Source organism: Nostoc sp. LPT, from assembly GCF_017115165.1.
GTDB lineage: Bacteria > Cyanobacteriota > Cyanobacteriia > Cyanobacteriales > Nostocaceae > Nostoc.
This window is the reverse complement of record NZ_JABXKF010000150.1, coordinates 1-23,188: the sequence shown is the minus strand read 5'-3', so window position 1 is coordinate 23,188 and position 23,188 is coordinate 1. Positions and strand designations below refer to the sequence as shown.

Genomic DNA, 23,188 nt, shown 5'->3' with positions numbered 1-23,188 from the left:
AGAACTACTTTTATGTTTAATAAAACTAACACGAATCAAGGTAATGGCGCTCAAAATCGAGCCTCACTGATTTCATCCCAAAAAGCCATTGTAACTGTAGTAAAACTACCAACTAAGCTGACTACTGAAACTGCTAATAATTCTTCTTTGAATCAAGGGATTGCCTATTTGACAAGGCTGGGATTGGTTAAGAAAGCGACTATTTTAGCGATCGCAATCGGTACAATACCAGTTTTGGGCATCGGTGCGATCGCTTTTGGTTTTGCTAACAAATCTATTACTAAGCAAATTACCCAATCTCAACAAGCCGAAGCCACTGGCTTAAGTGATAAAGTTAACCGCTTCATGCTGGGACGCTACGGTGATATTCAGGTAATATCAAACTTGCTATTTTTGACAAATTCTCAAGCTAGTATTAGTACTCAGGAAAAGCAAGCAGTCTTAGATCGGGTTGTCGAAGCCTACAAAGCTTATGACAGTATTGCTGTTTTTGATCGCCAAGGTAACTTGATTGTCCAATCCACAGGCGAATCCCTGGAAAATCAAAAAGACCGTACCTATTTTCAAGACGCTTTACAAAAAGATACTCCTGTCATCAGCAAACCGGAAGCAGCAAAAAATACTGGTGTTGTGAGTATTTATCTAGCCGCACCTGTGAAAGAGACAAGGACGGGCCAAACCATTGGTGTAGTACAAGCACGTATGCCCGGAAAATCTTTAGAGGAAGTTATCAGAAACTACGCAGCCAACGGACAACAATACCATTTGCTTAATGCTTCGGGAACAGTTTTCTTAAGTCCTCAAAAGGAATTATTAGGCAAACAGGCCAAGGGAGAGTATTCTAATTTACCTAAACTGCTAGCAGCTAAAAAGGTAGATAGTTTTATAGAAGTTCCCAAAACTCACAAAAAACAAAAACTAGTTAGTTATGTACCAGCTAGTACTATAGATGGCTTACCTGATTTAAACTGGCAGGTACTTTTATCTACAGACACCGCAACTGTATTTGAACCGCAAAGACAATTATTGTGGACTATAGCCATTGGTACAGCAGTGACAGCATTGATTGTGGGTGCGATCGCATCTCGGTTGGCTAAACTGACTACACAGCCAATTCTCAATGCAACTGCGGCATTAGCAAAGTTAGGTCAAGGTAAATTTAATACCCGTCTGGAAATTGAAAGAGAAGACGAATTAGGGGTATTGAGTGCAAATTTCAACCAGATGGCTGAACAATTGCAGGTCTTAAAGGAACAGCAACAAGAACTGGACGTTGAAGGGGCAAAATTACTAGCAGATATTACCCTACGGATTCGGAAAATTCTCAAAACTGAAGATATTTATCACGCAACAGTCAAAGAAGTTCAGCAAATCCTCAAAACAGACCGGGTAATCATTTATAGTCTGAATCCAGGTACTTTGCCTGGCGTTGTCGTTGCGGAATCGGTAACTGGTAATTGGCCGGAAATGCTGGGAGTGCAAATTGATCACTCCTATTTTCGGGAACATTATCTAGAAAGCGATCGCGATCAACAGGTGCAAGCAGTTGCCAATATTCATCAAGACCAAAGCCTGAAAAATGCCGATGGTTACATCCAACTGTTGGAAAAATTTGCTGTCAAAGGTCATTTAATCGTACCGATTCTTGCCCAAGAAAAACTTTTAGGCTTATTAATTGCTCATCATTGCGAAACTCCTCGTGTTTGGCAACAGGCAGAAATTGACTTGTTTCAACAGATAGCAACTCAAGTCGGCTATGCCTTAGAACAAGCCAAATTATTAGAAGAGATAGAAAAAGTCAGAAACGTTGCTGTAACCGGTTCAGACGAAGAACGGCAAGAAAACGAAACACTGCAACAACAACTTTTACAACTACTCAACGAGGTAGAAGGTGCAGCCAGAGGCGACTTGACAGTGCGTGCAGACGTAACCGCTGGGGAAATCGGTACTGTTGCCGACTTCTTTAACTCCATTGTGGAAAGCCTCCGGGATATTGTTACTCAAGTTAAACAAGCTGCTATCCATGTAAATAGTGCCATTGGCTCTAACGAAGGAGCCATCCGCCACCTAGCAGAGGAAGCGCTCACCCAAGCTGCCGAAATCAACCGCACCCTTGATGCTGTTGACCAAATGACCCAATCCATGAAAGCTGTAGCCGAAAGTGCCGAAAAAGCTGCATTCATTGCTAACCATGCTGCTCACACCGCCACCAATAGCGGACACGCGATGGATTTGACAGTACAAAATATCCTCTCTTTGCGGGAAACTGTGGGTGAAACTGCCAAGAAAGTGAAACGTTTGGGAGAGTCTTCGCAACAAATTTCTCGCGTGGTTTCTTTGATTAACCAAATCGCGATTCAAACCAACTTACTTGCTATTAACGCCGGCATTGAAGCAGCACGTGCGGGTGAAGAAGGTCAAGGTTTTGCTGTAGTGGCTGAAGAAGTTGGCGAACTAGCAGTCAGGAGTGCCGCAGCAACCCAAGAAATTGAGCAAATTGTTGAAAATATTCAACGAGAAACCAGTGAAGTAGTGCAAGCAATGGAAATAGGCACTACCCAAGTGGTAGAAGGTACTCGAATTGTAGAGGAGGCGAAACAAAGTCTGAGTGAAATTTTAGATGTATCGTGTCAAATTGACTCCTTAGTGCAATCGATTTCTACTGCAACAGCATCTCAGGTGGAAACATCGCAAAGTGTTAGCCAATTGATGAAAGATATCGCTGCTATATCACAACGCACCAGCGATTCTTCTCACCAAGTTTCCCAATCTTTACAACAAACTGTGGAGATTTCCCAGCAGTTGCAAGAGACTGTTGAGGCTTTCAAAGTTAGTTAAATTTGTCATTTGTCATTTGTCCTTTGTCCTTTGCAATTTGCTAGTGACCAATGATGAATGACTTTTGTTATTTGTCCGTTGTCATTTGTCCTTTGTCCTTTTACTAATGACCAATACTTCTCTACGAGAGGCTGCGCCAACGACTTACCTCGGCACAAGTCGCTCAGTACAAGTGACCAATGACTAATGACTAATGACTAATGACCAATAAACAATGACTAAGGACAAAAACCATGCTACAAGACAAAGAACTAGAAATCCAGATGCAGTTTCTGGAAGAAGCAACAGATTACTTAAATACCTTAGAAGGGGTATTGCTAGAAATCGATACTAGTAACCGCATCGATTTGGATAAAATCAATGCTGCACTCCGGGCCACTCATTCTATTAAAGGTGGCGCGGGGATGATGGGATTTAAATCGCTAAGTGATTTATCTCACCGTCTGGAAGATTCCTTTAAAGTTTTAAAAACTAAAAAAAATTCTTTAGAAATTGATACTCAGTTGCAAAGTTTATTGCTATCTGGAGTTGACTGGCTGCGTCAAATTGTAGAATTGCTTGCAGAAGGGAATGTTGTTGAAGATCAGTGGTTAGCAACTTTTTGTTATCCAATTTTTGATGAGTTGCATGATCGCTTGGGCGACCCCACCCCAGAAGATGCCTCAACTATGCTATCCCCAGAGGAGGGGCAAGACGTTATCCCTTTGCTATTTGCCACAGAAGTAGAAGAGTGTTTGCAGCGTCTAGAATCTATATTGGCAGATACTAAACAACCTGGATTGCATGAAGAAATTGCGATTCTGGCAGCTGAATTAGGCGGTTTAGGGGAAATGCTCCAGTTGCCAGCTTTTAGCAAGCTTTGTGAGTCGGTAACGCAGCATTTGGAAACTGTTAGTAGCGAACGCATTCCCGAAATTGCCCAGTTAGCATTGCAAGCATGGCGGCGATCGCAAGCTTTGGTGTTGACAAATCAGCTAGATAACTTACCTACAGAAATTGACTTGAGTAGTTCTACGCAATCCCAGCCACTATTACCAGCACAAGTAATACCACAGCTTCTCCCCACAGATGTTATCGACACAGAAGTAGTGTCAACAGCTGTTTGGCAAGCAGAGATAACTCCAGAAACTTGGACTAAAGATGAAGCGTTGGCGCAGCCCACCGTAGGTATCGCAGCCAATTTTACATTTGTAGATGCAGAATTTGCCGATGACGTAAATGCTGTTAATGTCACCGAACACAATACAATATTTGCTAAAGAAGATAATCCTCCAGATGCCAAATTTAGCGAAGGGAAAGGTGAGCCAGTTGCCGTTGGTAAAGAACGAGAAAATCATGAAAATAGCGTCCGAGTTCCTAGCAAACAACTAGAGCAAATTAATGATTTATTTAGCGAACTGATTGTTCAGCGCAATGGGTTAAACTCACAACTAGAAAGATTACGCAAACTCGTTCGTAACCTCAACCAGCGAGTCCAAGTTCTCGACCGCGAAAACCAGGAATTACGTATAGTCTCCGACAAAATTTCCACTCAAGCTACCATGTCTAATGGGGCACAGATGCAAGCTGGAAATGACCACCAAGTACAAGGTATAAACACAGAATTTGATGCCTTAGAAATGGATCGCTATAACGAATTAAACCTGCGATCGCAGGAAGTTATGGAAACCATTGTTCAGGTACAGGAAGTTACAACAGATGTGCAACTCAGTGTAGATGATACAGACCATATTGCTCGGAAACTAAACAAAACATCAAAACAGTTACAGACAAAGCTAAATCACATCCGAATGCGGCCACTGTCCGATTTAATTGAACGTTTTCCCAGAGCCTTGCGCGATTTAAATGTCGAGTATGGAAAAAATGTCCAGTTAAAAATTGAAGGTGGCAACACTTTAATTGAACGCAGCATTTTAGAAGCTTTAAACGAACCTTTGATGCACCTATTAAGGAACGCTTTCGATCATGGTATCGAAGACTCTACCACGCGTCGCCTTTTGGGTAAACCAGAACAAGGATTAATTGAAATTACAGCTACTCACCGCAGTAATCGCACCATCATCACCATCCGTGATGATGGTTGGGGCATTTCTCTGGAGAAAATTCGCACCCGCGCCCTAGCGATGGGATTGGATGTTTCTTTACTCGCTAATGCTAGTGATGAAGAACTATTATCACTAATTTTTGAACCAGGTTTTACCACCTCCGAGCAAGTCACAGCATTATCTGGTCGCGGTGTCGGTATGGATGTGGTTCGCAACAACCTCAAACTGATTCGAGGAGATGTGAAAGTTGATACAGAACCAGGAGTTGGTACTACCTTCACCCTCTCAGTACCGTTTACACTTTCCGTTGCGCGAGTTTTGCTAGTAGAAATCAATAAGATTCTATTAGCATTTCCCACAGATGTCATTTCAGAAATATCTTTACTGCAAGACGAGCGAGTTTTCGAGATGGCTGGTAGCGAAGTTTTAAATTGGCAAGGAACCATGCTGCCACTGATTCGCTTAATTCGTTATTTAGAGTTTAATTGCCTACGCTACGATAGCCCAGAGTTGGAAATTCCGGCAGCCATTAGTACTAACAGTGTGTTAGTAGTCAAAGGTAATAATCAGCCAGTTGCAATCCAAATAGATCGTTGCTGGGGTGAACAGGAAGTTGCGATTCGCCAAGTTGAAGGGAATATACCTTTACCTGAAGGCTTCAGCAACTGCACAATTCTCGGTGATGGTCGAGTAGTGCCACTAGTGAATGTCAATGAGTTGCTGTATTGGATTGCTACCAATCCGCGGACTCCCAGAGGCACTCAATTACCATCAGCAAGGTTAAAAACACCGTTCTTAATATTTGATGAAGAGAAAATATCAGCAGCATCTATAAAGCAGAAAGGCACCATTTTGATTGTAGATGATTCAATTAATGTTCGCCGCTTTTTAGCTTTGACCCTTGAAAAGGGAGGGTATCAAGTAGAGCAAGCTAAAGATGGTCAAGATGCCTTAGAAAAACTCCATAGTGGATTGAGAGTTGAGGCGGTAATTTGTGATATTGAAATGCCTCGCCTTGATGGTTATGGCTTTTTAGGTAAGATAAATTCAGACGTTGATACAAAAAATATTCCAGTTGCAATGCTGACTTCTCGTAGCAGCAATAAACATCGGCAACTGGCTATGCAATTGGGGGCACGAGCTTATTTTTCTAAACCTTATAACGAGCAAGAATTACTCCAAACGCTGGAGGAAATAATTCGTAATGTTGCAGAAAAGGCAGCTTCTAATTAAAAATTGATAATTCATAATTAGGTTTCAGATATTTTCGTAGTAGCGTGTCAAGGCTAAAATAGTGCATTAGCTTTCCTCTTGTAGGATGGGCGTCTCGCCCGTCCAGTGCGGGCTTTCCGGCCCACACCACAAGAAAATTTATTGCACCATTTTAAGCTTGCCACGCCAGTAGGGTGCGTTACGCCAAAGGCTAACGCACCGCTTGTTTTGACTTCCAGCCTTGGTGACTATAAGTCGCGGCTACACAGACAAAACCCAATACGTCTTGGGTTAAGACTCAAACTCTTTCTAAATGTCAATTTTTTGAACGTAGACGCAAAGCGGTGAAGCAGCGCGGTCTTCTCCCAAAGGGAGAGGTTAGCGCCAAGGGGGTTTCCGCCCATGAGCGACTGCTGTTAGCGTAGCGTTAGCGAGGTACGAGCGGCACCCGAAGGGCTTGCCGCAGGCTACCGCAAAGGATGCAAAGGATAATCAATAAAACCTCTTCACATATTCGGACATCCTGGCATGTTATCTCCAAGCAGCAATCGTGCCAGACTGGGTAAAGCTTCACCATAGGTGGGATGGATGTGAACCGATCGCTCTAACAACTGCCAAGTTGCTCCTGCTTCCATCAGGGATAAAAATACATGCACCAGTTCAGCAGTTTCGTACCCCACCAGGGTTGCTCCCAGGATTTTGTCTGTGTCGCTGTCGATCACCATGCGATAAAATCCCAGGTCATGCCCCCACTCGATCGCACGCGCAATTTGGCTCATGGGTAATGTGACAGCACGCGCGTTGATACCTTGTTTGTGAGCCTGTTCTAACGTCATACCCACTCGTCCAACCTGGGGTTCTGTGTAGACCGCATAGCCAAGGACGCGATCGCTCCGTGTCCGGTTTTCTCCACACAATAATTGCTTTTAAGCGGCGATAGTCCTCCCACGAGACGTGCGTAAAGGCAGGCTGTTTGGCAGCATCCCCGATCGCATAAACTCCAGAACAGGTAGTATGGAACTGCTGATCAATTTTGATAAACCCTCGATCGTCTAGCTCAATTTTGCTGGCGGCTGCATTTAATCGACTTGTATTAGGTTTGCGTCCAGTCACAACCAGCAACGCTTCTCCCTGGAGTTGTTCGCCACTGCTCAGGGTTAGGCTAAACACATTACTCTCGTGGGCGACGTGATTGACATTAACTCCAAAGTGCAGCCCAATGCTATCCTGTTTTAATGCTTCTGCTAAGACCTTGCTGACATCAGCCTCTTCCCGATCGAGGACGCGATCGCCTCGCACAATTAAGTGGGTCTGACTGCCCAAACGCGCTAATCCTTGTCCCAATTCCAAGCCAATATAGCCGCCTCCAATCACCAATAAACGGGCTGGTAAGGTGTTCAAGTCAAAGAAGTTGCGGTTGGTCAGGTAGGGAGTTCCTGCAAGTCCAGGAATGTCAGGAATCAGCGCTGACGTGCCTGTGTTAATGATTACCAGAGGAGCCTGAAAGGTAACATCCCCACCTTTGACTGTCCGTTCACCCACAAAAGAAGCTTCGGCACAAATGACTTTGACACCCGCAGTCTCCAATCGCTTGCGAATCCCCTGATTAAAGCTGTTGCGGATTCCCCGAACTCGCTCCATGACAGCAGGAAAATCCACTTCAACCTGTGTGTGGATGCCTAACTTTTTGCCCAGGCGCGCCCGCCCTGCTGCATGAGCCGCAGCTAAGAACGCTTTGGACGGAGTGCAGCCATAGTTGATACAACTGCCGCCTAAAGCATCCCGCTCAAACAAGACAACCTTACGCCCATCATTGGCAAAATCAGCCGCCAGTGGAATGCCTCCTTGACCACTGCCGATTACAATGACATCTGCTGTTTCCATCAGTGCTAAACTCCTTATAAATTCTGACTTCTGACTCCTGGGTGCTGAATTCTTACGAGTTGATGATAGTCTGATTGATCATTCGAGGATTTCTTGGGTTCCAATTAGGTGTTCTTATTCTTCAACGCTGATTCCAGTCAAACCACTCAAATTATTTGAGTTAAAATTCAACTTATCAGGTTGTGCGTGGTATTCGTGATATTCTCTGTGAAAAATTGCAAAAGGTATTGAGCCGAGAAATTTCTATATCAATTCAATTTGTAGTGAATTTATGGTAACTGTGACACTGACGGCTGTTGCTACTGCGATCGCTACTACGCTTTGGACTAAAGCACAGGAGAAAATCGGCGAAAACATTGGTGATGCTACATGGACGCTAGGTGGTAAGTTAATCGGATTACTCCGCCAAAAGAATAAATCGCCATTACTTACCAGTGCTGTTGAGGGAAATGAACCGCAGCGATTAGATTATGGTCAAGCAGTGCTGGAACTGAAAGCAGCAGCAGACGCAGACCCAGAAATTGCTCAAGCTGTTGTAGAAGTGGAAGCAGCAGTTAACAATGACCAGTCTGAGGGTGCTAAGGAAATTCAAAAATTAGCAGATGAAATCAAGTCACAGCCTTCAGTTATTAACAAGTTTGCAAAATTAGCAGAGGAAATAAAAGCTGAGAAAGGTGCAATGGTTGCCCAACAAATCAACATTGAGCAACAGACCAATACTTACAACTGACTACAGTCGTCCCCAAGGGAGGATGGGACAAAGTTAACTCCCGATGACTGGCGTCAAGTCTGCTGTGAAATACTTGCAGAACGACGAAAGCTGACTACAAACCCTCTGACATCAACTGAAGGAGTCACCCTGCAAGTTGATGATGTTTACGTACCACTGGGATTAGTTGAGCGCAAAAAACCATCCAAGCGTCAAGGTGATATTTCTCCAGAACAGGGTTCAGAACTCTACAAGGAGACAGAAATCACCAAAACATTTGAGCATGATGCTTTTCTCGAAGAAGTTCTCAAACAGCAGAACACGCCTAAAAGTCAAGGTAAGCGAATTACAATCATTGGCGAACCAGGAGCAGGAAAGACAACACTTTTACAGCAGATTGCTAATTGGGTATCTCGTGAGATTCACCAGTCGATTGTGATTTGGGTATCTTTAGCAGATTTGCGAGAGAAGGAACTAAAATCTTATCTGTTTGAAACTTGGTTAACTCAAGTCGCTGAGAAAACAAGTAAAGCTGAACCCACTGAGCAACTGAAGAATGATTTTGTAGCTCTGTTTAATCAAAATAATGTCTGGCTGCTGTTAGATGGGTTAGATGAAATGTCCGCATCTTCAGGTAATCCTCTCACAGAAATTGCACGACAATTCCGTGAAGTAAGGTTAATTTCTCAAGCGCGAATTGTGCTGACCTGTCGAGTTAATCTGTGGGATGGCAGCATTAATGCACTTGATGATTTTGATACCTATCGCAGTTTAGATTTTTCTTATCCACAACAGGTAGAGAGATTTATTCATAAATGGTTCGCTGCTAATCGAGAAAAAGGAGAGCAGTTATGTACTGCGTTGAAAGAATCAGGTAAGGAACGGATTCAGGATTTAGTGAAAAATCCTCTGCGGTTGACACTGCTGTGTTTGAATTGGCAATCAGGAGAAGGTAAATTACCGGATACTCAAGCAGGACTCTATCAGCAATTTGTTGATGACTTCAACAAGTGGAAGAAAGAGGAATTCACTACAACATCTGAACAGCGTCAGCAACTCAATATCAAGCTGGGGGAATTAGCAAAAGAAGCTATAGACAAACAAGCAACCCGTTTTCGCTTGCGGCAGGATTTTGTTAGTCAGTTTTTGGGCGATGTTGATGATGAAAATTCGCTGCTGAAATTGGCACTAAATCGAGGCTGGCTGAACTGTGTAGGGATAGATACAAATAGAAAAACTATTTATGCTTTCTTTCATGCCTCATTTCAAGAGTACTTTGCTGCTATAGCAATTGATCACTGGCATTTTTTTCTTAATCATGTTCCCAAAAATCCCAATCAAGGAACTTATCGCATCTTTGAACCGCAATGGAAACAAACAATATTACTTTGGTTAGGGCGAGAAGAAGAAAATCTCAAACAGCAAAAGCAACAGTTTTTTGATGCTTTAGTTAGTTTTAAAGATGGATGTCAAAAATTTTATAAAGAGCGTGCCTATTTTTTAGCTGCCGCAGGAATTGTAGAGTTTAGAGATTATTTTAAAGCAGATGAAATAGTAACACAAATTGTCAAATGGACAATTGATAGTCCGAGTTCAATTAAAGAGGAAGCTAAATCAGCACTGCAACAGACAGATCGTACAAAAGTGATCGCAGCTTGGGTGCAACTGCTGCAATTAAATAATCTAGATGACTTCACCCGTCGGCTGGCAGCATATAGCTTAGGGAAAATCGACCCTGGCAATGAAACTGCGAGCGCAGCCTTAGTGAAACTGCTGCAATCAAATGATGTAGATGACAGCACCCGTGAATCGGCAGCAGATAGCTTAAGCCAAATCGGTACTGGTAATGAATTTGAGATCGCAGCCTTGGTGAAACTGCTGCAATCAAATGATGTAGATTACAATACCCGTTGCCTGGCAGCAAATAGCTTAGGGAAAATCGACCCCGGCAATGAAATTGCGAGCGCAGCCTTGGTGCAACTGCTGCAATCTCAAGATGTGTATGACTTCACCCGTTGGCTGGCAGCACATAGCTTATGGGAAATCGACCCTGGCAATGAAATTGCGTTCGCCACCTTGGTGAAACTGCTGCAATCAAATGATGTAGATTACAATACCCGTCTGCTGGCAGCAGATAGCTTAGGAGAAATCGGCACAGGCAATAAAAATGCGACCGCCGCCTTGGTGCAACTGCTGCAATCAACTATTGTGGATGACGGGCAGGCAGAATCAAGCTTAGGGAAAATAGGCATAGGCAATGAAAATGCGATCGCAGCCTTGGTGCAACTGCTGCAATCAACTACTGTGGATGACGACACCCGTTGGCGGGCAGCAGATAGCTTATGGCAAATCGACCCTGGCAATGAAATTGCGATCGCCGCCTTGGTGCAACTGCTGCAATCAACTATTGTGGATGACTTCACCCGTTATCAGGCAGCAGATAGCTTAAGGCAAATCGGCACTGGCAATGAAATTGCGATCGCCGCCTTGGTGCAACTGCTGCAATCAAAATCAAATGATCTGAATTACGACATCTGTTGGCTGGCAGCATCAAGCTTAGGGGAAATAGGCATAGGCAATGAAAATGCGATTGCCGCCTTGGTGCAACTGCTGCAATCAAATGATCTGAATAACGATACCCGTTATCAGGCAGCATCAAGCTTATGGCAAATCGACCCTGGCAATGAAAAAGCGATCGCCACTTTGGTGCAACTGCTGCAATCAACTACTGTGGATGACTCCACCCGTAGGCAAACAGCAGAAAGTTTAGGGGAAATCGACCCTGGCAATGAAAAAGCGATCGCCACTTTGGTGCAACTGCTACAATCAACTACTGTGGATGACGCCATCCGTTGGCGGGCAGCAGATAGCTTATGGCAAATCGACCCTGGCAATGAAAATGCAATTGCAGCCTTGGTGCAACTGCTACAATTAAATGATGTGGCTCACTACATCCGTTGGCTGGCAGCATCAAGCTTAGGGGAAATAGGCATAGGCAATGAAAATGCGATTGCCGCCTTGGTGCAATTGCTGCAATCAACAACTGTGGATAGGCGCACCCGGTGTCAGGCAGCAAAAAGCTTAGAGAAAATCGGTCCTGGCAATGAAAATGCGATCGCAGCTTTGGTGCAACTGCTGCAATCAAATGATCTGAATAACGATACCCGTTATCAGGCAGCAGATAGCTTAAGGATAATCGGCACAGGCAATGAATTTGCGCTCGCAACTTTGGTGCAACTGCTGCAATCAAATAATGTGGATGACTACACCCGTTGGCTGGCAGTAGGAAGCTTAAGTCAAATCGGCACGGGCAAAGAAATTGCGATCGCAGCTTTGGTGCAACTGCTGCAATCAAATAATGTGGCTCACTACATCCGTGAAGAAGCAGCTTCATCTTTAAATAAAATTATACAAACCAGTGAACATCGCTTTGCAGTAGTCAAAGCCTTAAGTGGTTATTTGCAATTAGATGATAATTGCTACAATGTTATATGGAAATGCACTCAGAATATGCCTTACCCAGATTTCTATCGAGCTTGGCATCAGCATAATCTTGTTACTGATACAATGCGAAGATTAAAGAAAATCCTCTTCACAAGAATAATTTAACTATTTTTGCAGCAGTGACGTTACAAATCTAGTTGTGGTGGCAACGAACTTTGTCATATTTGTGGTAAATGCTTAAATCAAAGCTGTCAGCTATTTACGAATTGGTAAAATACGCACCCTAGATTGAGCTTGGTCAATAGTAACGCACCTGACTCCAGTAAGGACTCAAACTGATTCAGGGCTGAAATGACTAGATTTTCGATATTGTTTGGCAAAATATCCTGAGCGCGAACTTGAATTACACTGGGGGTATCAGCACCTGTTGCAGCTAACAAAGTACCAAAGTCTAAATCGTGAGTAAAGACGATATAACTGTTAGTTCTTGCCCACTCCATAATGATTGCATCTTTCTCACGGGGGTTGCCAATAGTAGACCAGTGGATAGACGAAATATTGTACCTCTGAAAAACCACAACCCAATCAGGGGAAAGGTTCATATCAATCAAAATTTTCATGCACTTTTTAGAGGAACTTCAATTTCTTCAACTCGCCATGCAGCATAGGCAAGTGCTTCATAAATATCAGCTTCTTCGAGGTAGGGATATGCTTTAAGAATATCGCTATTGCTGTGTCCAGATGCCATTAACCCAACTATAGTACCAACAGTAATACGCATTCCTCGAATGCAGGGTTTACCACCCATCACTTCTGGATTGCGGGTAATTCTGGTGAGATTTTGCATGGTTGTTACCTCGCTATGTGGGGTTATTAGATTGAAGAATTATAAATAACTGCGTCCATTTTTTCTATTATCTGAATCTTTCACGTTAAGCATTAGAGGTTGTTTTAAATCAGATGTAGGTTGCGTGAAGCGCAGTCCAACCCAACATGGATCTTGGTGTTGGGTGTCGCGATCGCTCTACCCTACCTACATTTCAGCATCATGTTGTTACTCGTGCGATGCAAAGCTTAAAGAAAATCCTTTTCACAAGAACTTGAGTACTTTTGCAGCAGCGACGTTACAAATTAAGTTCTTGTGATAACAACAGCTTGTCCATTTGTTACCAAAAAAGAAGCTGTCGTTAGGAATAAAGTTGTTTTCGTTACTACAGCTTGTCCGTTCGTTCACAACACAAGTTGTTTCGTTCAGAACGCTTATCCGTTGGTAACGAAAACTTGTCCGTTCGTTCACAACACAAGTTGTTTCGTTCAGAACGCTTATCTGTTGGTAACGAAAACTTGTCCATTCGTTCACAACACAAGTTGTTTTGTTCAGAACGCTTATCTTTTTGTGACAAAACTTATGCGATCGTTACCAAAACTTAAGCAAAACTTATCAATACAAGTTTTATACTATTAACAGCACAACTTCAGATTCACGAGAATAAAAGCAATTGAAGTCAAAGGAACTGTGAACAAATTGGGTCAAATTTATTTAGACTAGTCATTAGCCGCATTTTATCTCAAACATCATTTTGTGTGGATGGCTAGGACTGCAATATCCAAAGCTTTATACTGAAGCTATCCCTTTTGCTGTATCTTGGACGATTAAATCGACGACATCTGAAAAACGCCCCGTTTGTTTGTAAATTTCGCGTTGTCGTGTTGCACCATTCCCAAACTCCATCGTTCTATGTACAAGAGACGAGACTTCATCCCATTCTCCGTACTCCTCAAGCGATGGACGCACGAAACTGAGAAAGCTCTCAACCATCTCCTGTGCCGGAACAGCTTTTATAGCGCTAACGTCAATTAAATCCTCATCTAATCCATAACGTGCAGCACGCCAGTGAGCAGCACGTATAAGTTCGTGACGCACTGGGTGAAACGGTTTATCAGTTATGACTTCTTCGTAGCAAGTTCGCACCAAAGCACGTACAAGCCCTGCTACCATTACTGCTTCGTCTACTGTCTGACAGACATCCGTGACTCGAAACTCAATTGTTGGAAAGCGCTCAGACAAACGCACATCCCAATAAATCTTCGTCGCCTCCGCGACACTTTTTGTCTCTACTAAAACTTGTACAAGCGCTTCGTAATCAGTTAAGGACTCGAAAATCAGTGGTACTCCAGATATAGGCCATCGGCTCCAAATTTCGGTACGATAGCTTGCATAGCCTGTATCCGTACCTAACCAAAAAGGTGAAGATGCTGCCAGTGCCAAGAGTGGGGAAAGCCATACACGAGTCCGGTTCATCACCTGGATGGCAATAGAGCGATCGCTAATTCCCACATGCACATGACAGCCAAAGATGACTAGTTCACGGGTGAGTTGTTGATAATCTCGCATCAAATCTTGATAACGTTCTTTGGGCGTGATCTGCTGTTCATCCCAATGTGAGAACGGGTGCGTCCCAGCAGCAGCAATTTGCTTACCGTCCTTAGCAGCCGCCGTAATCACTTCGTAGCGCAAACGAACAAGCTCAGAGCGTACATCTGCAAGTGTTCTACAGATGGGCGTACCAATTTCTATCTGCGATTGCTGGGCTTCTGGCTGCACCTCTGAACCAATTGCTTTCTCGGCTTTTGGAAGAATATGCTCCACACGCGAACTTAGTTCTCGCGTCGTGGGATCGATAATTTGATATTCTTCTTCGACACCAATAGTAAATTCTTCGGTCTGGGATGGCATAAATTTGGATGGTCAAGCGTTTGTTTAATCAATCAACACCAGCACCCCTAGATTATACTTATATTTTATTTTGTTAGACGTTATAAACTTAAACATCATTCAATATACTTGCTTGCTCTAAATCTGAGGAGTTTTAAGTGATAAAAAACAATAGAAAAAAGGCTGTTGCTCAAGCTATTTCCACAGCTGTTGCTCTGGGTTGGGTGATAATGCAAGTGGAATCAGCCCAAGCTGCTACTTTGACGGTTAACAATCTTGATGACAGTGGCTTTGGCTCATTGCGAGACGCTATCAACACTGCAACTAGCAATGACGTAGTAGAGTTCCTATTGGGTAGTAATCCCAGTACAATTACCTTGACAAGTGGGGCACTTGCGCTCGCAAAAAATCTCACTATTAATGGCCCAGGTGCTAACTTACTTACCATCAGTAGCAATAATAACTTTCCCGTATTTGACATTAGTGACGCCGATGTTAAATTTTCTGGGTTAGCGATCGCTGGTAATTTCAATGCTTACAGTTCTAGTAACCTAACCTTTACCAATAGCACTGTTAGCGGCGATAATTTTAAGATAGATAGTAACTTAAAACTTATCAATAGCATTATCAGCAGCAATAATATTGAGATTAATGCTAGTGATGTGGTGACGCTCACCGATCATAGTCACCTAGTTAGCAGCAACAATACTGTGATTAATACTGGTCAACTGATTGTTCAAGATTATAGTAGTATCGGGACTCCCAACGGCATCACTAGCGGTACTAATCTTGGCTTAAATAATAATGGGCAAATTAATGCTGGTGGAAATAATTTAGGATTAGGAGGAAACATAACTCTTACAACCCCTAACCTGATTCTGAGAAGAGTACCCGAACCAAGTGCGATCGCTGGTACTATACTTGCTGGTAGTCTAGCTTGGCTGACGAAGAGAAAGCAAGCAGCATTTCGCAAGCCGAAGGTATAATTACGTGTTCAAATAAATTCGCAAATAAATTTAAATACTTAGCCCGCGTGCGCGGGCTAAGTATTTTATGGGCAATTAGTCGAATGTAATATCAATTACCTGCAACTAAAATACTTCCAGGAACCTTTATTAAGCCTCTACTTTTATACCCTTCCAGAAGGCGACATAACCTTCAATGTTCTTAGCCTTCTCCTTAGCGCTGGGATAATACCAAGCAGCATCTTTGTTGACTTGCCCATCAACTTCAATACTGTAGTAACTGGCAACACCTTTCCAAGCACAACTAGTGTGAGTGTTGCTTTCAGTAAAGTACTGTTTGTTAATGGTGTCAACAGGGAAATAATGGTTGCCCTCCACAACTACAGTATTATCACTCTCGGCTAAAACAGCTCCATTCCAAATTGCTTTCGGCATAAATGACTTTGTAAATAAACTATACATATAACATTTTGACACTATTAGCTTATTTGTAGTGAATTTATGGAACCCGTGACACTGCCAAAATAGTTCAGAAGTCACGAAAAGGCAATGAATTGGAGAATTTCCCTCTAGATATTAATTGCAATCACTTTTATTTATCAATTTGAAAATTAAAAGCATTTGCTTCCATCATCAAGATTTTCTAGCATATTGGTATGGAAAGTTAATTAGCCAAAACAAAGTTGGATTTCGATTGATAGCCTTAAACAAAAATCTCTAGATATGTGAATAGGCGATGCCTGCGGCGAGCTACGCTAATGCATCTTCTAAAAATCCTTGTCAGCTAAGGATTCTATTTAGCATATCTTTGCCTCTTTGAAGTTATTACTAAACTTTCTCCTAATTCCCCATTTTTCCAATTGGGGGGAATTTAACTTACCAGTTCGGGTAAATAACAAATCAACCCATCAGGTAAACTTCCGATAAAAGATTGAGATTAAGAAAACAGTGAACTCTATTACTAGAGGATACTGATTGCACTTTCTTCAGTTGAATATAATTCTATGAAATTCACAAATTTAGTCAATTCTGCACATATTGTTACTTGGATTACTTCTATGCCTAAAATCACTTGCTTTCATCTATCCAGGAACCACAATAGCCCATCAATAAACACAGCCATCAACTCTGACACTTTCCCTAGCTATTCCACGAATGTCAATCACCTCAAATCCTTTGATACTGCTTTTATCGCCTATTACATGATGGGTTTTGGTAATTTTGAATGATCTAAGTTAGTTCTGTGCTTTTAAGGTTTAGCTTAGATCGTTTTATCAATTACAGCTTTGTCACAGTTCATCATAAATTTGTTTATTTCCACAATACTCCATTATCAACCTGTATTAATTCTCTTCAAATCTTGTTTAATCGAGATTTGAGGAAATTATTTCACTCAAAATTGTGAGTTGTAAATCGAAAAATATGATGACTAATTACAAAATACTGAAAGTTTTAAAAAATAAGAGTTGATGACTTTAAAACACTAATTAATGTCTACTAAGGATAAAATCATGAAATTCACAACCTTGCTCAATTCTGCACTTATCATTACTTCTATGGCTTTCATCCCTAAAATTGCTGGCGCTCAAACAGTTAATACGAACAATGGTGGTGGACAAATAAATCCAAATATCAACTCTAATACTTTACGTAAAAATTCCACAGATACTAAATATCTGCAACCCTTCAATATTGCTTTTCTAGCTTATCAAGGTTATTTAAAAGACCAGGGTATTCCTAGTGGGGGCACTTTGTTATTCAAATACCAAACCGGATACTTGACTGCGAAAGATGTGGTTCAGGCTGCTATCAGGGCTAATAAGTTACCAGCGCAAGTTTTGAACGATCGAAGTTACGTCAACGCAGTCGAGTTACAGATGAGATCCTTTGGCGATATTAATGATTCACAATAGACAATTTAGGAGTGCTGGAATCAATCTCCGCATCTCCCTATAATTTTAGTATCTTCTACATCCAATTCCCAATCTTTCATGGCTTCCACAACAACGAAAAGCACCACTCCCAATACTGTTTGGTTAAAACAAGAGACGCGATGAATCGCCGTCTCTACAATAATCAGTCTTTTTTTTCTGACTTTCTTAAATGCTTTGTTTGCAGCATTGGTGGATTTATCCCGCTTTTGAGTTAATTAGGTTTGAAATCAAGTCGCATACAGGGTTAGAATAACTAAAAAGATCAGGAAAATCAAAGTTTGTAGTGAATATACCCCACATCCCCAAATTACCCATACCACCGTCTCTTTTGGGGTCAGAAGTCGGTTCTTTTACTGAGTTTACAGTTACTCAACGAATGCCTGCGATCGCTCGCAAAGTTATTGCTGAAAATAATTTCTCGTCTGAAATTAATACCAGCTTAGAAAACCTGGCTACAAAATTGCCAGCAGGATATGTACAACCTCTTTTAAATAAGACTGCTGTAGATTTTTCAGCCTGGAATACATATTTAGAATTCTACAAAGGTCAGCGTTGGGTAGATGTTCCTTGGTTTTTTGCTGAAACTTATTTTTTTCGGTTAATTCTAGAAATTACTAATTATTTTCGCCCTGGTGCCTGGCAAGGTGTCGATCCATTTGATTTACAAAAGTCTCAAAGTTTAGAAGCATCTCTGGATTCGATTATTCTACTGTGTGGTCAGGCTAACAATTGGTTAGATAATTCACAACTAAAGGGAGAATCAAATCAAACAGCTTTAATAGCACTGTTATATTTTGCTTTGTGGGGAAATCGAGTTGATTTGAGTTTATGGTCAGCGTCCGAAAGCGATCGCAGTCGTTTTGATATTCAAACCCAACTAGCTCACATCCTAGTAAATGATGCCTCCCAAGTCACGGAATTGTTAATCAACTCTCAAGGAGGACGGATTGATTTTGTTGTAGACAATGCTGGTTTTGAACTTGTTTGTGATTTATTTTTAGTAGATTTTTTGTTAAGTAGCGGACTGACCGATCGGGTTTACCTACACTTAAAGCCACATCCGACTTTTGTCTCTGATGCCACGATTAAGGATGTACATTACACAACAAGTTTTTTAGCCGCTAGTGGAAATCAACAAGTTACATCCTTTGCTAAAAGATTGCAAGACAATATTGCATCAGGGCGTTTAGTACTATCTGAAAATTACTTTTGGACATCGCCTTTAGCTTTTTGGGAAATACCCAACTCCCTCAAAAATGAGTTAGCCAATGCGAGTTTGGTTATAGTCAAAGGAGATGCCAATTATCGCCGATTATTAGGCGATCGCCATTGGAATTTTACTACCAACATTGCAGATATAGTCTGCTACTTACCCATGCCAATGGTAGCTCTACGCACCCTAAAGTCAGAAGTAGCAGTCGGTTTAAAACCAGAAGTTATCGAGAAAGTAGCAAAATCTGACTCTTCTTGGTTGACAAATGGACAGTGGGGTGTAATCCAGTTGGTAGTTTAGACAATTTTGCAAAATCGAGATAATTTGTAAGACAAGTATACGTATCTTCACTACTTCTAGCGTCGTTTACCCTACCCGTATCACCACAACCAGCTTAGGATAGACTAGAATAACTTTTTAAGGAAAATGGTAGAAAAAATCACAGCTGTGTTTAATGGCAAAGTGTTCTATCCGGCTGAACCGATCGTACTGCCAATTAATACCCGCGTGCGAATCAGTATTGAAATTTTACCGCCAAGCGAACATGAAACGGTATCATTTCTACAAACGGCACGATCGCTCAATCTCGAAGGGCCATCTGACTGGTCTACCAATATAGATAAATATTTGTACAGCAAGTAAACTTTTCATGCATTCTGAAGTCTTTCTTGATACATCATTTGCCATTGCCTTATCGGCACCGAGCGATCGCTTGCATGACCGAGCCTTACATCTGGCTAAAATGTTACAAGCAGCAGAAACTCGTTTGGTGACAACACAGGCGGTAATGTTGGAAATTGGCAATGCCTTATCCCAACAACCTTATCGTCAGGCGGCAATCATATTATTAAATTCTCTAGTAGCAGACTCCAAAGTAGAAATTGTCCCCCTTTCCCAGGAACTCTACGAACGTGCTTTCCAGCTATATCGCGAACGAACAGAGAAAGAATGGGGATTTGTCGATTGCGTATCTTTTATTGTTATGCAATATAGCGGCATCACTGAAGCACTGACAGCTGATGAGCATTTTCAACAAGCAGGCTTTCGAGCATTACTGCGAGAAAATTTACCTTAAAGATTGGGGATTGGGGATTGGGCATAGGGCTAAACAGTTCCGAGTTTCGAGTTTCAAGTGCTGAGTAAAGAAGTGAGATTCCCCACTCAGCACTCAGCACTCAGCACTCCTGAAGGGCATTGGGCATTGGTTATTCACAAATGACAAATGACAAATGACAATTAAATATTTCGTTACAATCGGCGTGTGCGTTAGGCATTCAAGAGTTATCAGCCATGAAATTGATTTCCGATCCACCGATTCCTGTGAAAATTCAAAAGATGAAGGAACGGGTGCGGTGGATGCATCCAAGTTTTGTGCAACGGGGAATTGACCAAACCAGTATAGTTATTGACGATCGCAGGCAGGATAATCCAGAATTTTCTTTTATGGTTATCGGTGATTCCGGTACTAAATCCCATTCTCGACACCACCCCCAACGAAAAGTTGCCGAACTGATGCTGACTCACCGCGATGATTGCAGCTTTGTGTTGCATACTGGCGATGTCATCTATGTGGTGGGTTCCCAAGAATATTATTCAACAAACTTTATTGAGCCTTACCGGGAATTTCTTGTTGGTGGTGACAACCCGAAAGGCATTCCTTATGACCGCATGGTGTTTAATCTGCCGTTCTTACCAGTACTTGGGAATCATGATTACTACGATGTGCCGTTGATGTACCGTTTATTTACTGGCACAACATCCTCACTGCGTCGCCTGTTCCGCTACAAAGACATTGAGATTGGCTGGCATGGATCGTATCAAGGTAATGCTTATGCACGGGCATTTATGGACTACACTCAAGCGATGTCTCCACAAGAGTTAGAACGTCATTTAGATCGGCACTACACTGCAAAGACCGACACAGGGCGCTGTTTGCGTTATGAACCTGGACAGTTTACCCGTTTACCCAATCGCTATTACACCTTTCGTTACGGCGGGATTGACTTTTTTGCATTGGATTCTAATACCTTTAATACACCCTCACCTTTACCTGCAACTCAAGAGGGGGAAATTTACCGCCAGGAATTGCAAAAGCGTCGTCAGGAAATAGATCGAGAAGAATTGCAGATTTTGAAAATATACGATCGCCTCAACCCAGATAAACCCACCGAAGCGGAACAACTTGATGACCTTAGTGCCAAATTAGACCAAATCAACGAGATCAAAATCGACATTGAAAAACAACTAGCATCTCATCAAATGCCTGCGATCGACTTTGAACAACTTGAATGGTTGCGAAGCAGACTAATCGAATCTTGGAACACTTCCCAAGTGCGCGGACGTGTAATCTTTTTCCACCATCCTCCCTACGTCACAGAAGCTACCAAGTGGAATCAGGCACAAACCTTGGCGGTTCGCCACCGCTTGCGCTGGGTCTTTGAACAAGTGGCAGAAACTCTTGGTTCTCTAATTAAAGAACGTCCCATAGTCGATTTGATTTTAAATGGACACGCTCACTGTTTAGAGCATCTTTGCACAACTGATACCGGATTTGCAGACTCGCACATTAACTGTATTATCTCTGGTGGTAGCGGTCATCGTCCCCGCTATCAACGGCGAGAAGGGACTGAATTGATGGAAACTTTTGCTGACATTCTAGGTAAACCCACTCGGAAAGTTGCGGATTCAACGCTATTTGTGGGCCGTCATAACTACAATTTCCAGAACCGACTGCCTTATTCATGTGTGCGGATTGATGTTCTGGATGGTAGCCCGCCCAAGTTTATCATCAGACCGTTGATTACTGAACGGCTTGAACAAGAGTGGCATAACACGGAACTTGAACCTTTTGTTATCTAAACAGGATACGAAGTAATTGAAGACACCATTCCTCATCTCACTTGAAAATCAAATCTCAGTGCTGCATCTTGGCGAACTTTTACTAAATGCACCTTTGCATTAAGACAAAAACTAGGTATATCCTAATCTTGAATAGAGTTATGATAATCTCAAATTATGGCAGGACATAGTAAATGGGCAAATATTAAGCGCCAGAAAGCGGTAGTAGATGCAAAAAAGGGAAAAACCTTTACTCAGTTATCTAGGGCGATTATCGTGGCGGCTAGAAGCGGCGTACCAGATCCGGCGTTGAATTTTCAACTTCGCACGGCAGTTGACAAAGCAAAGGCTGCGAGTATTCCCAATGATAATATTGAACGAGCGATCGCTAAAGGTGCAGGCACTTTTGGCGGCGATAATGCTATCTTTGAAGCCATTCGCTACGAAGGCTATGGCCCTTGTGGTGTAGCGATTTTAATCGAAGCCCTCACAGATAATCGTAATCGCACTGCTGCTGACTTGCGTGTAGCTTTTAGTAAAAATGGTGGCAATCTTGGTGAAACAGGTTGTGTTAGCTGGATGTTTGAACAAAAAGGCGTTTGTGTAGTGCAGGGTGTACTTGACGAAGAACAGCTTTTAGAAGCATCCCTTGAAGGCGGTGCCCAGTCTTATGAGATGACTGAAGATGAGATGGCTGAGGTATTTACTGATATTGCAAATTTAGAAACCCTTAGTCAGACACTCAAAAATCAAGGCTTTAAGGTAACTGATGCCGAATTGCGCTGGATTCCTAGTAATAGTGTAGAAGTTACCGATCCTGATCGGGCGCGATCGCTTTTCAAGTTAATTGATACTCTAGAAAGCTTGGATGACGTGCAAAATGTCACAGCTAACTTTGACGTAGCAGAAGAATTGATGGCTCTCAGCATTTCCTAATCAAAATTAACCCAGGTATCATAGCCAAATTACAGTTATTTAGATGATGTCCAAATTGTTACATTTAAAATTGAAATGCCAGCAAGTATTTTTTAGCTAAGTATTCCCCGAACCTATCCTACTAATAATATTTGTGCTATAAAACTTAAACTTATTGAGAAATGAAAGCGAAAAATTAAGGTTTTGAAGCACATTTTACGACAAAAAGTAGGAATTTTTAGAATAGTGGGATAGATTCACGTAAGCTCCAATATAATTCGATTAAGGTTTTTTGATCAAAATTTTAGACCGCTAAAGATACGATAAATCATCATTGTATAGACGGCGATTCATCGCGTCTCTTGCCTTACCCGAACAGTATTGACGTAAGTCCTATATTTGACGGATGTAAAAATAGACATGATATCATGTCCGGATAATCGCTTACGATAAAAGTAGTGAGTGCAAAGATGAG

The 23,188-nt window shown here is 42.1% G+C and carries 19 protein-coding genes; 13 read left to right on the top strand and 6 right to left on the bottom strand.

All coding sequences use genetic code 11. The annotated features are described in order from the left end of the window. Nucleotides 1-12: 12 nt before the first annotated feature. Both HWQ58_RS29340 and HWQ58_RS29335 read left to right on the top strand, forming a co-directional pair. Nucleotides 13-2,838 carry a methyl-accepting chemotaxis protein gene (locus tag HWQ58_RS29340; protein WP_292870934.1) on the top strand — a complete coding sequence of 942 codons (2,826 nt, stop codon included), beginning with the start codon at nt 13-15 and terminating at the stop codon, nt 2,836-2,838. Between the two features lie 233 nt (nt 2,839-3,071). After that, nucleotides 3,072-6,116: a hybrid sensor histidine kinase/response regulator gene (locus HWQ58_RS29335; RefSeq protein ID WP_292870932.1), complete on the top strand. Its 3,045-nt coding sequence runs from the start codon at nt 3,072-3,074 to the stop codon at nt 6,114-6,116. A 485-nt stretch (nt 6,117-6,601) separates the two neighbouring features. Here HWQ58_RS29335 and HWQ58_RS29330 read toward each other — a convergent pair whose 3' ends face one another. Both HWQ58_RS29330 and HWQ58_RS29325 read right to left on the bottom strand, forming a co-directional pair. After that, nucleotides 6,602-6,931: a hypothetical protein gene (locus HWQ58_RS29330; protein WP_292870930.1), complete on the bottom strand. Its 330-nt coding sequence runs from the start codon at nt 6,929-6,931 to the stop codon at nt 6,602-6,604. Beyond that, entirely contained in the window at nt 6,837-7,979 is a 1,143-nt protein-coding gene (locus HWQ58_RS29325) for an FAD-dependent oxidoreductase (protein WP_292870928.1), read from the bottom strand. The genes HWQ58_RS29330 and HWQ58_RS29325 overlap by 95 nt, the downstream gene beginning before the upstream one ends. Before the next feature lie 271 nt (nt 7,980-8,250). Between HWQ58_RS29325 and HWQ58_RS29320 the strand changes: the two genes are divergently transcribed. Next, nucleotides 8,251-8,709: a hypothetical protein gene (locus tag HWQ58_RS29320; protein WP_292870926.1), complete on the top strand. Its 459-nt coding sequence runs from the start codon at nt 8,251-8,253 to the stop codon at nt 8,707-8,709. A gap of 69 nt (nt 8,710-8,778) precedes the next feature. Further along, complete coding sequence (locus tag HWQ58_RS29315) at nt 8,779-12,297, top strand: HEAT repeat domain-containing protein (RefSeq protein WP_292870998.1); 3,519 nt, start codon at nt 8,779-8,781, stop codon at nt 12,295-12,297. 86 nt (nt 12,298-12,383) lie between these two features. Here HWQ58_RS29315 and HWQ58_RS29310 read toward each other — a convergent pair whose 3' ends face one another. Then, nucleotides 12,384-12,752, bottom strand: coding sequence for a DUF5615 family PIN-like protein (locus tag HWQ58_RS29310; protein WP_292870924.1), 369 nt, complete (start codon nt 12,750-12,752; stop codon nt 12,384-12,386). Beyond that, nucleotides 12,749-12,979 carry a DUF433 domain-containing protein gene (locus HWQ58_RS29305; protein ID WP_292870922.1) on the bottom strand — a complete coding sequence of 77 codons (231 nt, stop codon included), beginning with the start codon at nt 12,977-12,979 and terminating at the stop codon, nt 12,749-12,751. The genes HWQ58_RS29310 and HWQ58_RS29305 overlap by 4 nt, the downstream gene beginning before the upstream one ends. A 395-nt stretch (nt 12,980-13,374) precedes the next feature. On the opposite strand from HWQ58_RS29305, the gene HWQ58_RS29300 reads away from it, so the two are divergent. Beyond that, a complete protein-coding gene (locus HWQ58_RS29300; RefSeq protein ID WP_292870920.1) occupies nt 13,375-13,563 on the top strand; it encodes a hypothetical protein in 189 nt (62 codons plus the stop codon). Between the two features lie 184 nt (nt 13,564-13,747). On the opposite strand, the gene HWQ58_RS29295 is transcribed toward HWQ58_RS29300, so the two are convergent. Then, nucleotides 13,748-14,869: a carboxylate-amine ligase gene (locus HWQ58_RS29295; RefSeq protein ID WP_292870918.1), complete on the bottom strand. Its 1,122-nt coding sequence runs from the start codon at nt 14,867-14,869 to the stop codon at nt 13,748-13,750. A 137-nt stretch (nt 14,870-15,006) separates the two neighbouring features. Here HWQ58_RS29295 and HWQ58_RS29290 point away from each other — a divergent pair, with 137 nt between their 5' ends. Beyond that, nucleotides 15,007-15,834 carry a PEP-CTERM sorting domain-containing protein gene (locus HWQ58_RS29290; RefSeq protein ID WP_292870916.1) on the top strand — a complete coding sequence of 276 codons (828 nt, stop codon included), beginning with the start codon at nt 15,007-15,009 and terminating at the stop codon, nt 15,832-15,834. 129 nt (nt 15,835-15,963) lie between these two features. Here the strand turns inward: HWQ58_RS29290 and HWQ58_RS29285 are convergent, their stop codons facing one another. Further along, the gene (locus HWQ58_RS29285; protein WP_292870914.1) at nt 15,964-16,248 is read right to left on the bottom strand and encodes a DUF427 domain-containing protein; all 285 of its coding nucleotides are present in this window, start codon (nt 16,246-16,248) and stop codon (nt 15,964-15,966) included. A 623-nt stretch (nt 16,249-16,871) separates the two neighbouring features. Here HWQ58_RS29285 and HWQ58_RS29280 point away from each other — a divergent pair. From HWQ58_RS29280 to HWQ58_RS29250, 7 genes are all read left to right on the top strand, one after another. Further along, entirely contained in the window at nt 16,872-17,042 is a 171-nt protein-coding gene (locus HWQ58_RS29280; RefSeq protein ID WP_292870912.1) for a hypothetical protein, read from the top strand. A gap of 282 nt (nt 17,043-17,324) precedes the next feature. Beyond that, complete coding sequence (locus HWQ58_RS29275; protein ID WP_292870910.1) at nt 17,325-17,726, top strand: hypothetical protein; 402 nt, start codon at nt 17,325-17,327, stop codon at nt 17,724-17,726. A gap of 304 nt (nt 17,727-18,030) precedes the next feature. Continuing rightward, nucleotides 18,031-19,260 (top strand): damage-control phosphatase ARMT1 family protein, encoded by a 1,230-nt coding sequence (locus HWQ58_RS29270; protein ID WP_292870908.1) that lies wholly within the window; start codon nt 18,031-18,033, stop codon nt 19,258-19,260. Nucleotides 19,261-19,386: 126 nt separating this feature from the next. Next, nucleotides 19,387-19,602: a hypothetical protein gene (locus HWQ58_RS29265; RefSeq protein ID WP_292870906.1), complete on the top strand. Its 216-nt coding sequence runs from the start codon at nt 19,387-19,389 to the stop codon at nt 19,600-19,602. A 7-nt stretch (nt 19,603-19,609) separates the two neighbouring features. Further along, on the top strand, nt 19,610-20,035 hold the full coding sequence (locus HWQ58_RS29260) for a type II toxin-antitoxin system VapC family toxin (protein WP_104906391.1): 426 nt from the start codon (nt 19,610-19,612) through the stop codon (nt 20,033-20,035). Between the two features lie 215 nt (nt 20,036-20,250). Further along, the gene (locus tag HWQ58_RS29255; RefSeq protein WP_292870904.1) at nt 20,251-21,819 is read left to right on the top strand and encodes a metallophosphoesterase; all 1,569 of its coding nucleotides are present in this window, start codon (nt 20,251-20,253) and stop codon (nt 21,817-21,819) included. A 156-nt stretch (nt 21,820-21,975) separates the two neighbouring features. Next, complete coding sequence (locus HWQ58_RS29250) at nt 21,976-22,734, top strand: YebC/PmpR family DNA-binding transcriptional regulator (RefSeq protein ID WP_104906393.1); 759 nt, start codon at nt 21,976-21,978, stop codon at nt 22,732-22,734. Nucleotides 22,735-23,188 lie beyond the last annotated feature (454 nt).

Excerpts from the sequence above, each read along its gene's own strand:
- HWQ58_RS29340 (WP_292870934.1), top strand. The coding sequence starts at position 13 with ATGTTTAATAAAACTAACACGAATCAAGGTAATGGCGCTCAAAATCGA.
- HWQ58_RS29335 (WP_292870932.1), top strand. The coding sequence starts at position 3,072 with ATGCTACAAGACAAAGAACTAGAAATCCAGATGCAGTTTCTGGAAGAA.
- HWQ58_RS29330 (WP_292870930.1), bottom strand. The coding sequence starts at position 6,931 with ATGACGTTAGAACAGGCTCACAAACAAGGTATCAACGCGCGTGCTGTC.
- HWQ58_RS29325 (WP_292870928.1), bottom strand. The coding sequence starts at position 7,979 with ATGGAAACAGCAGATGTCATTGTAATCGGCAGTGGTCAAGGAGGCATT.
- HWQ58_RS29320 (WP_292870926.1), top strand. The coding sequence starts at position 8,251 with ATGGTAACTGTGACACTGACGGCTGTTGCTACTGCGATCGCTACTACG.
- HWQ58_RS29310 (WP_292870924.1), bottom strand. The coding sequence starts at position 12,752 with ATGAAAATTTTGATTGATATGAACCTTTCCCCTGATTGGGTTGTGGTT.
- HWQ58_RS29305 (WP_292870922.1), bottom strand. The coding sequence starts at position 12,979 with ATGCAAAATCTCACCAGAATTACCCGCAATCCAGAAGTGATGGGTGGT.
- HWQ58_RS29295 (WP_292870918.1), bottom strand. The coding sequence starts at position 14,869 with ATGCCATCCCAGACCGAAGAATTTACTATTGGTGTCGAAGAAGAATAT.
- HWQ58_RS29285 (WP_292870914.1), bottom strand. The coding sequence starts at position 16,248 with ATGCCGAAAGCAATTTGGAATGGAGCTGTTTTAGCCGAGAGTGATAAT.
- HWQ58_RS29280 (WP_292870912.1), top strand. The coding sequence starts at position 16,872 with ATGCCTAAAATCACTTGCTTTCATCTATCCAGGAACCACAATAGCCCA.
- HWQ58_RS29275 (WP_292870910.1), top strand. The coding sequence starts at position 17,325 with ATGAAATTCACAACCTTGCTCAATTCTGCACTTATCATTACTTCTATG.
- HWQ58_RS29265 (WP_292870906.1), top strand. The coding sequence starts at position 19,387 with ATGGTAGAAAAAATCACAGCTGTGTTTAATGGCAAAGTGTTCTATCCG.
- HWQ58_RS29260 (WP_104906391.1), top strand. The coding sequence starts at position 19,610 with ATGCATTCTGAAGTCTTTCTTGATACATCATTTGCCATTGCCTTATCG.
- HWQ58_RS29255 (WP_292870904.1), top strand. The coding sequence starts at position 20,251 with ATGAAATTGATTTCCGATCCACCGATTCCTGTGAAAATTCAAAAGATG.
- HWQ58_RS29250 (WP_104906393.1), top strand. The coding sequence starts at position 21,976 with ATGGCAGGACATAGTAAATGGGCAAATATTAAGCGCCAGAAAGCGGTA.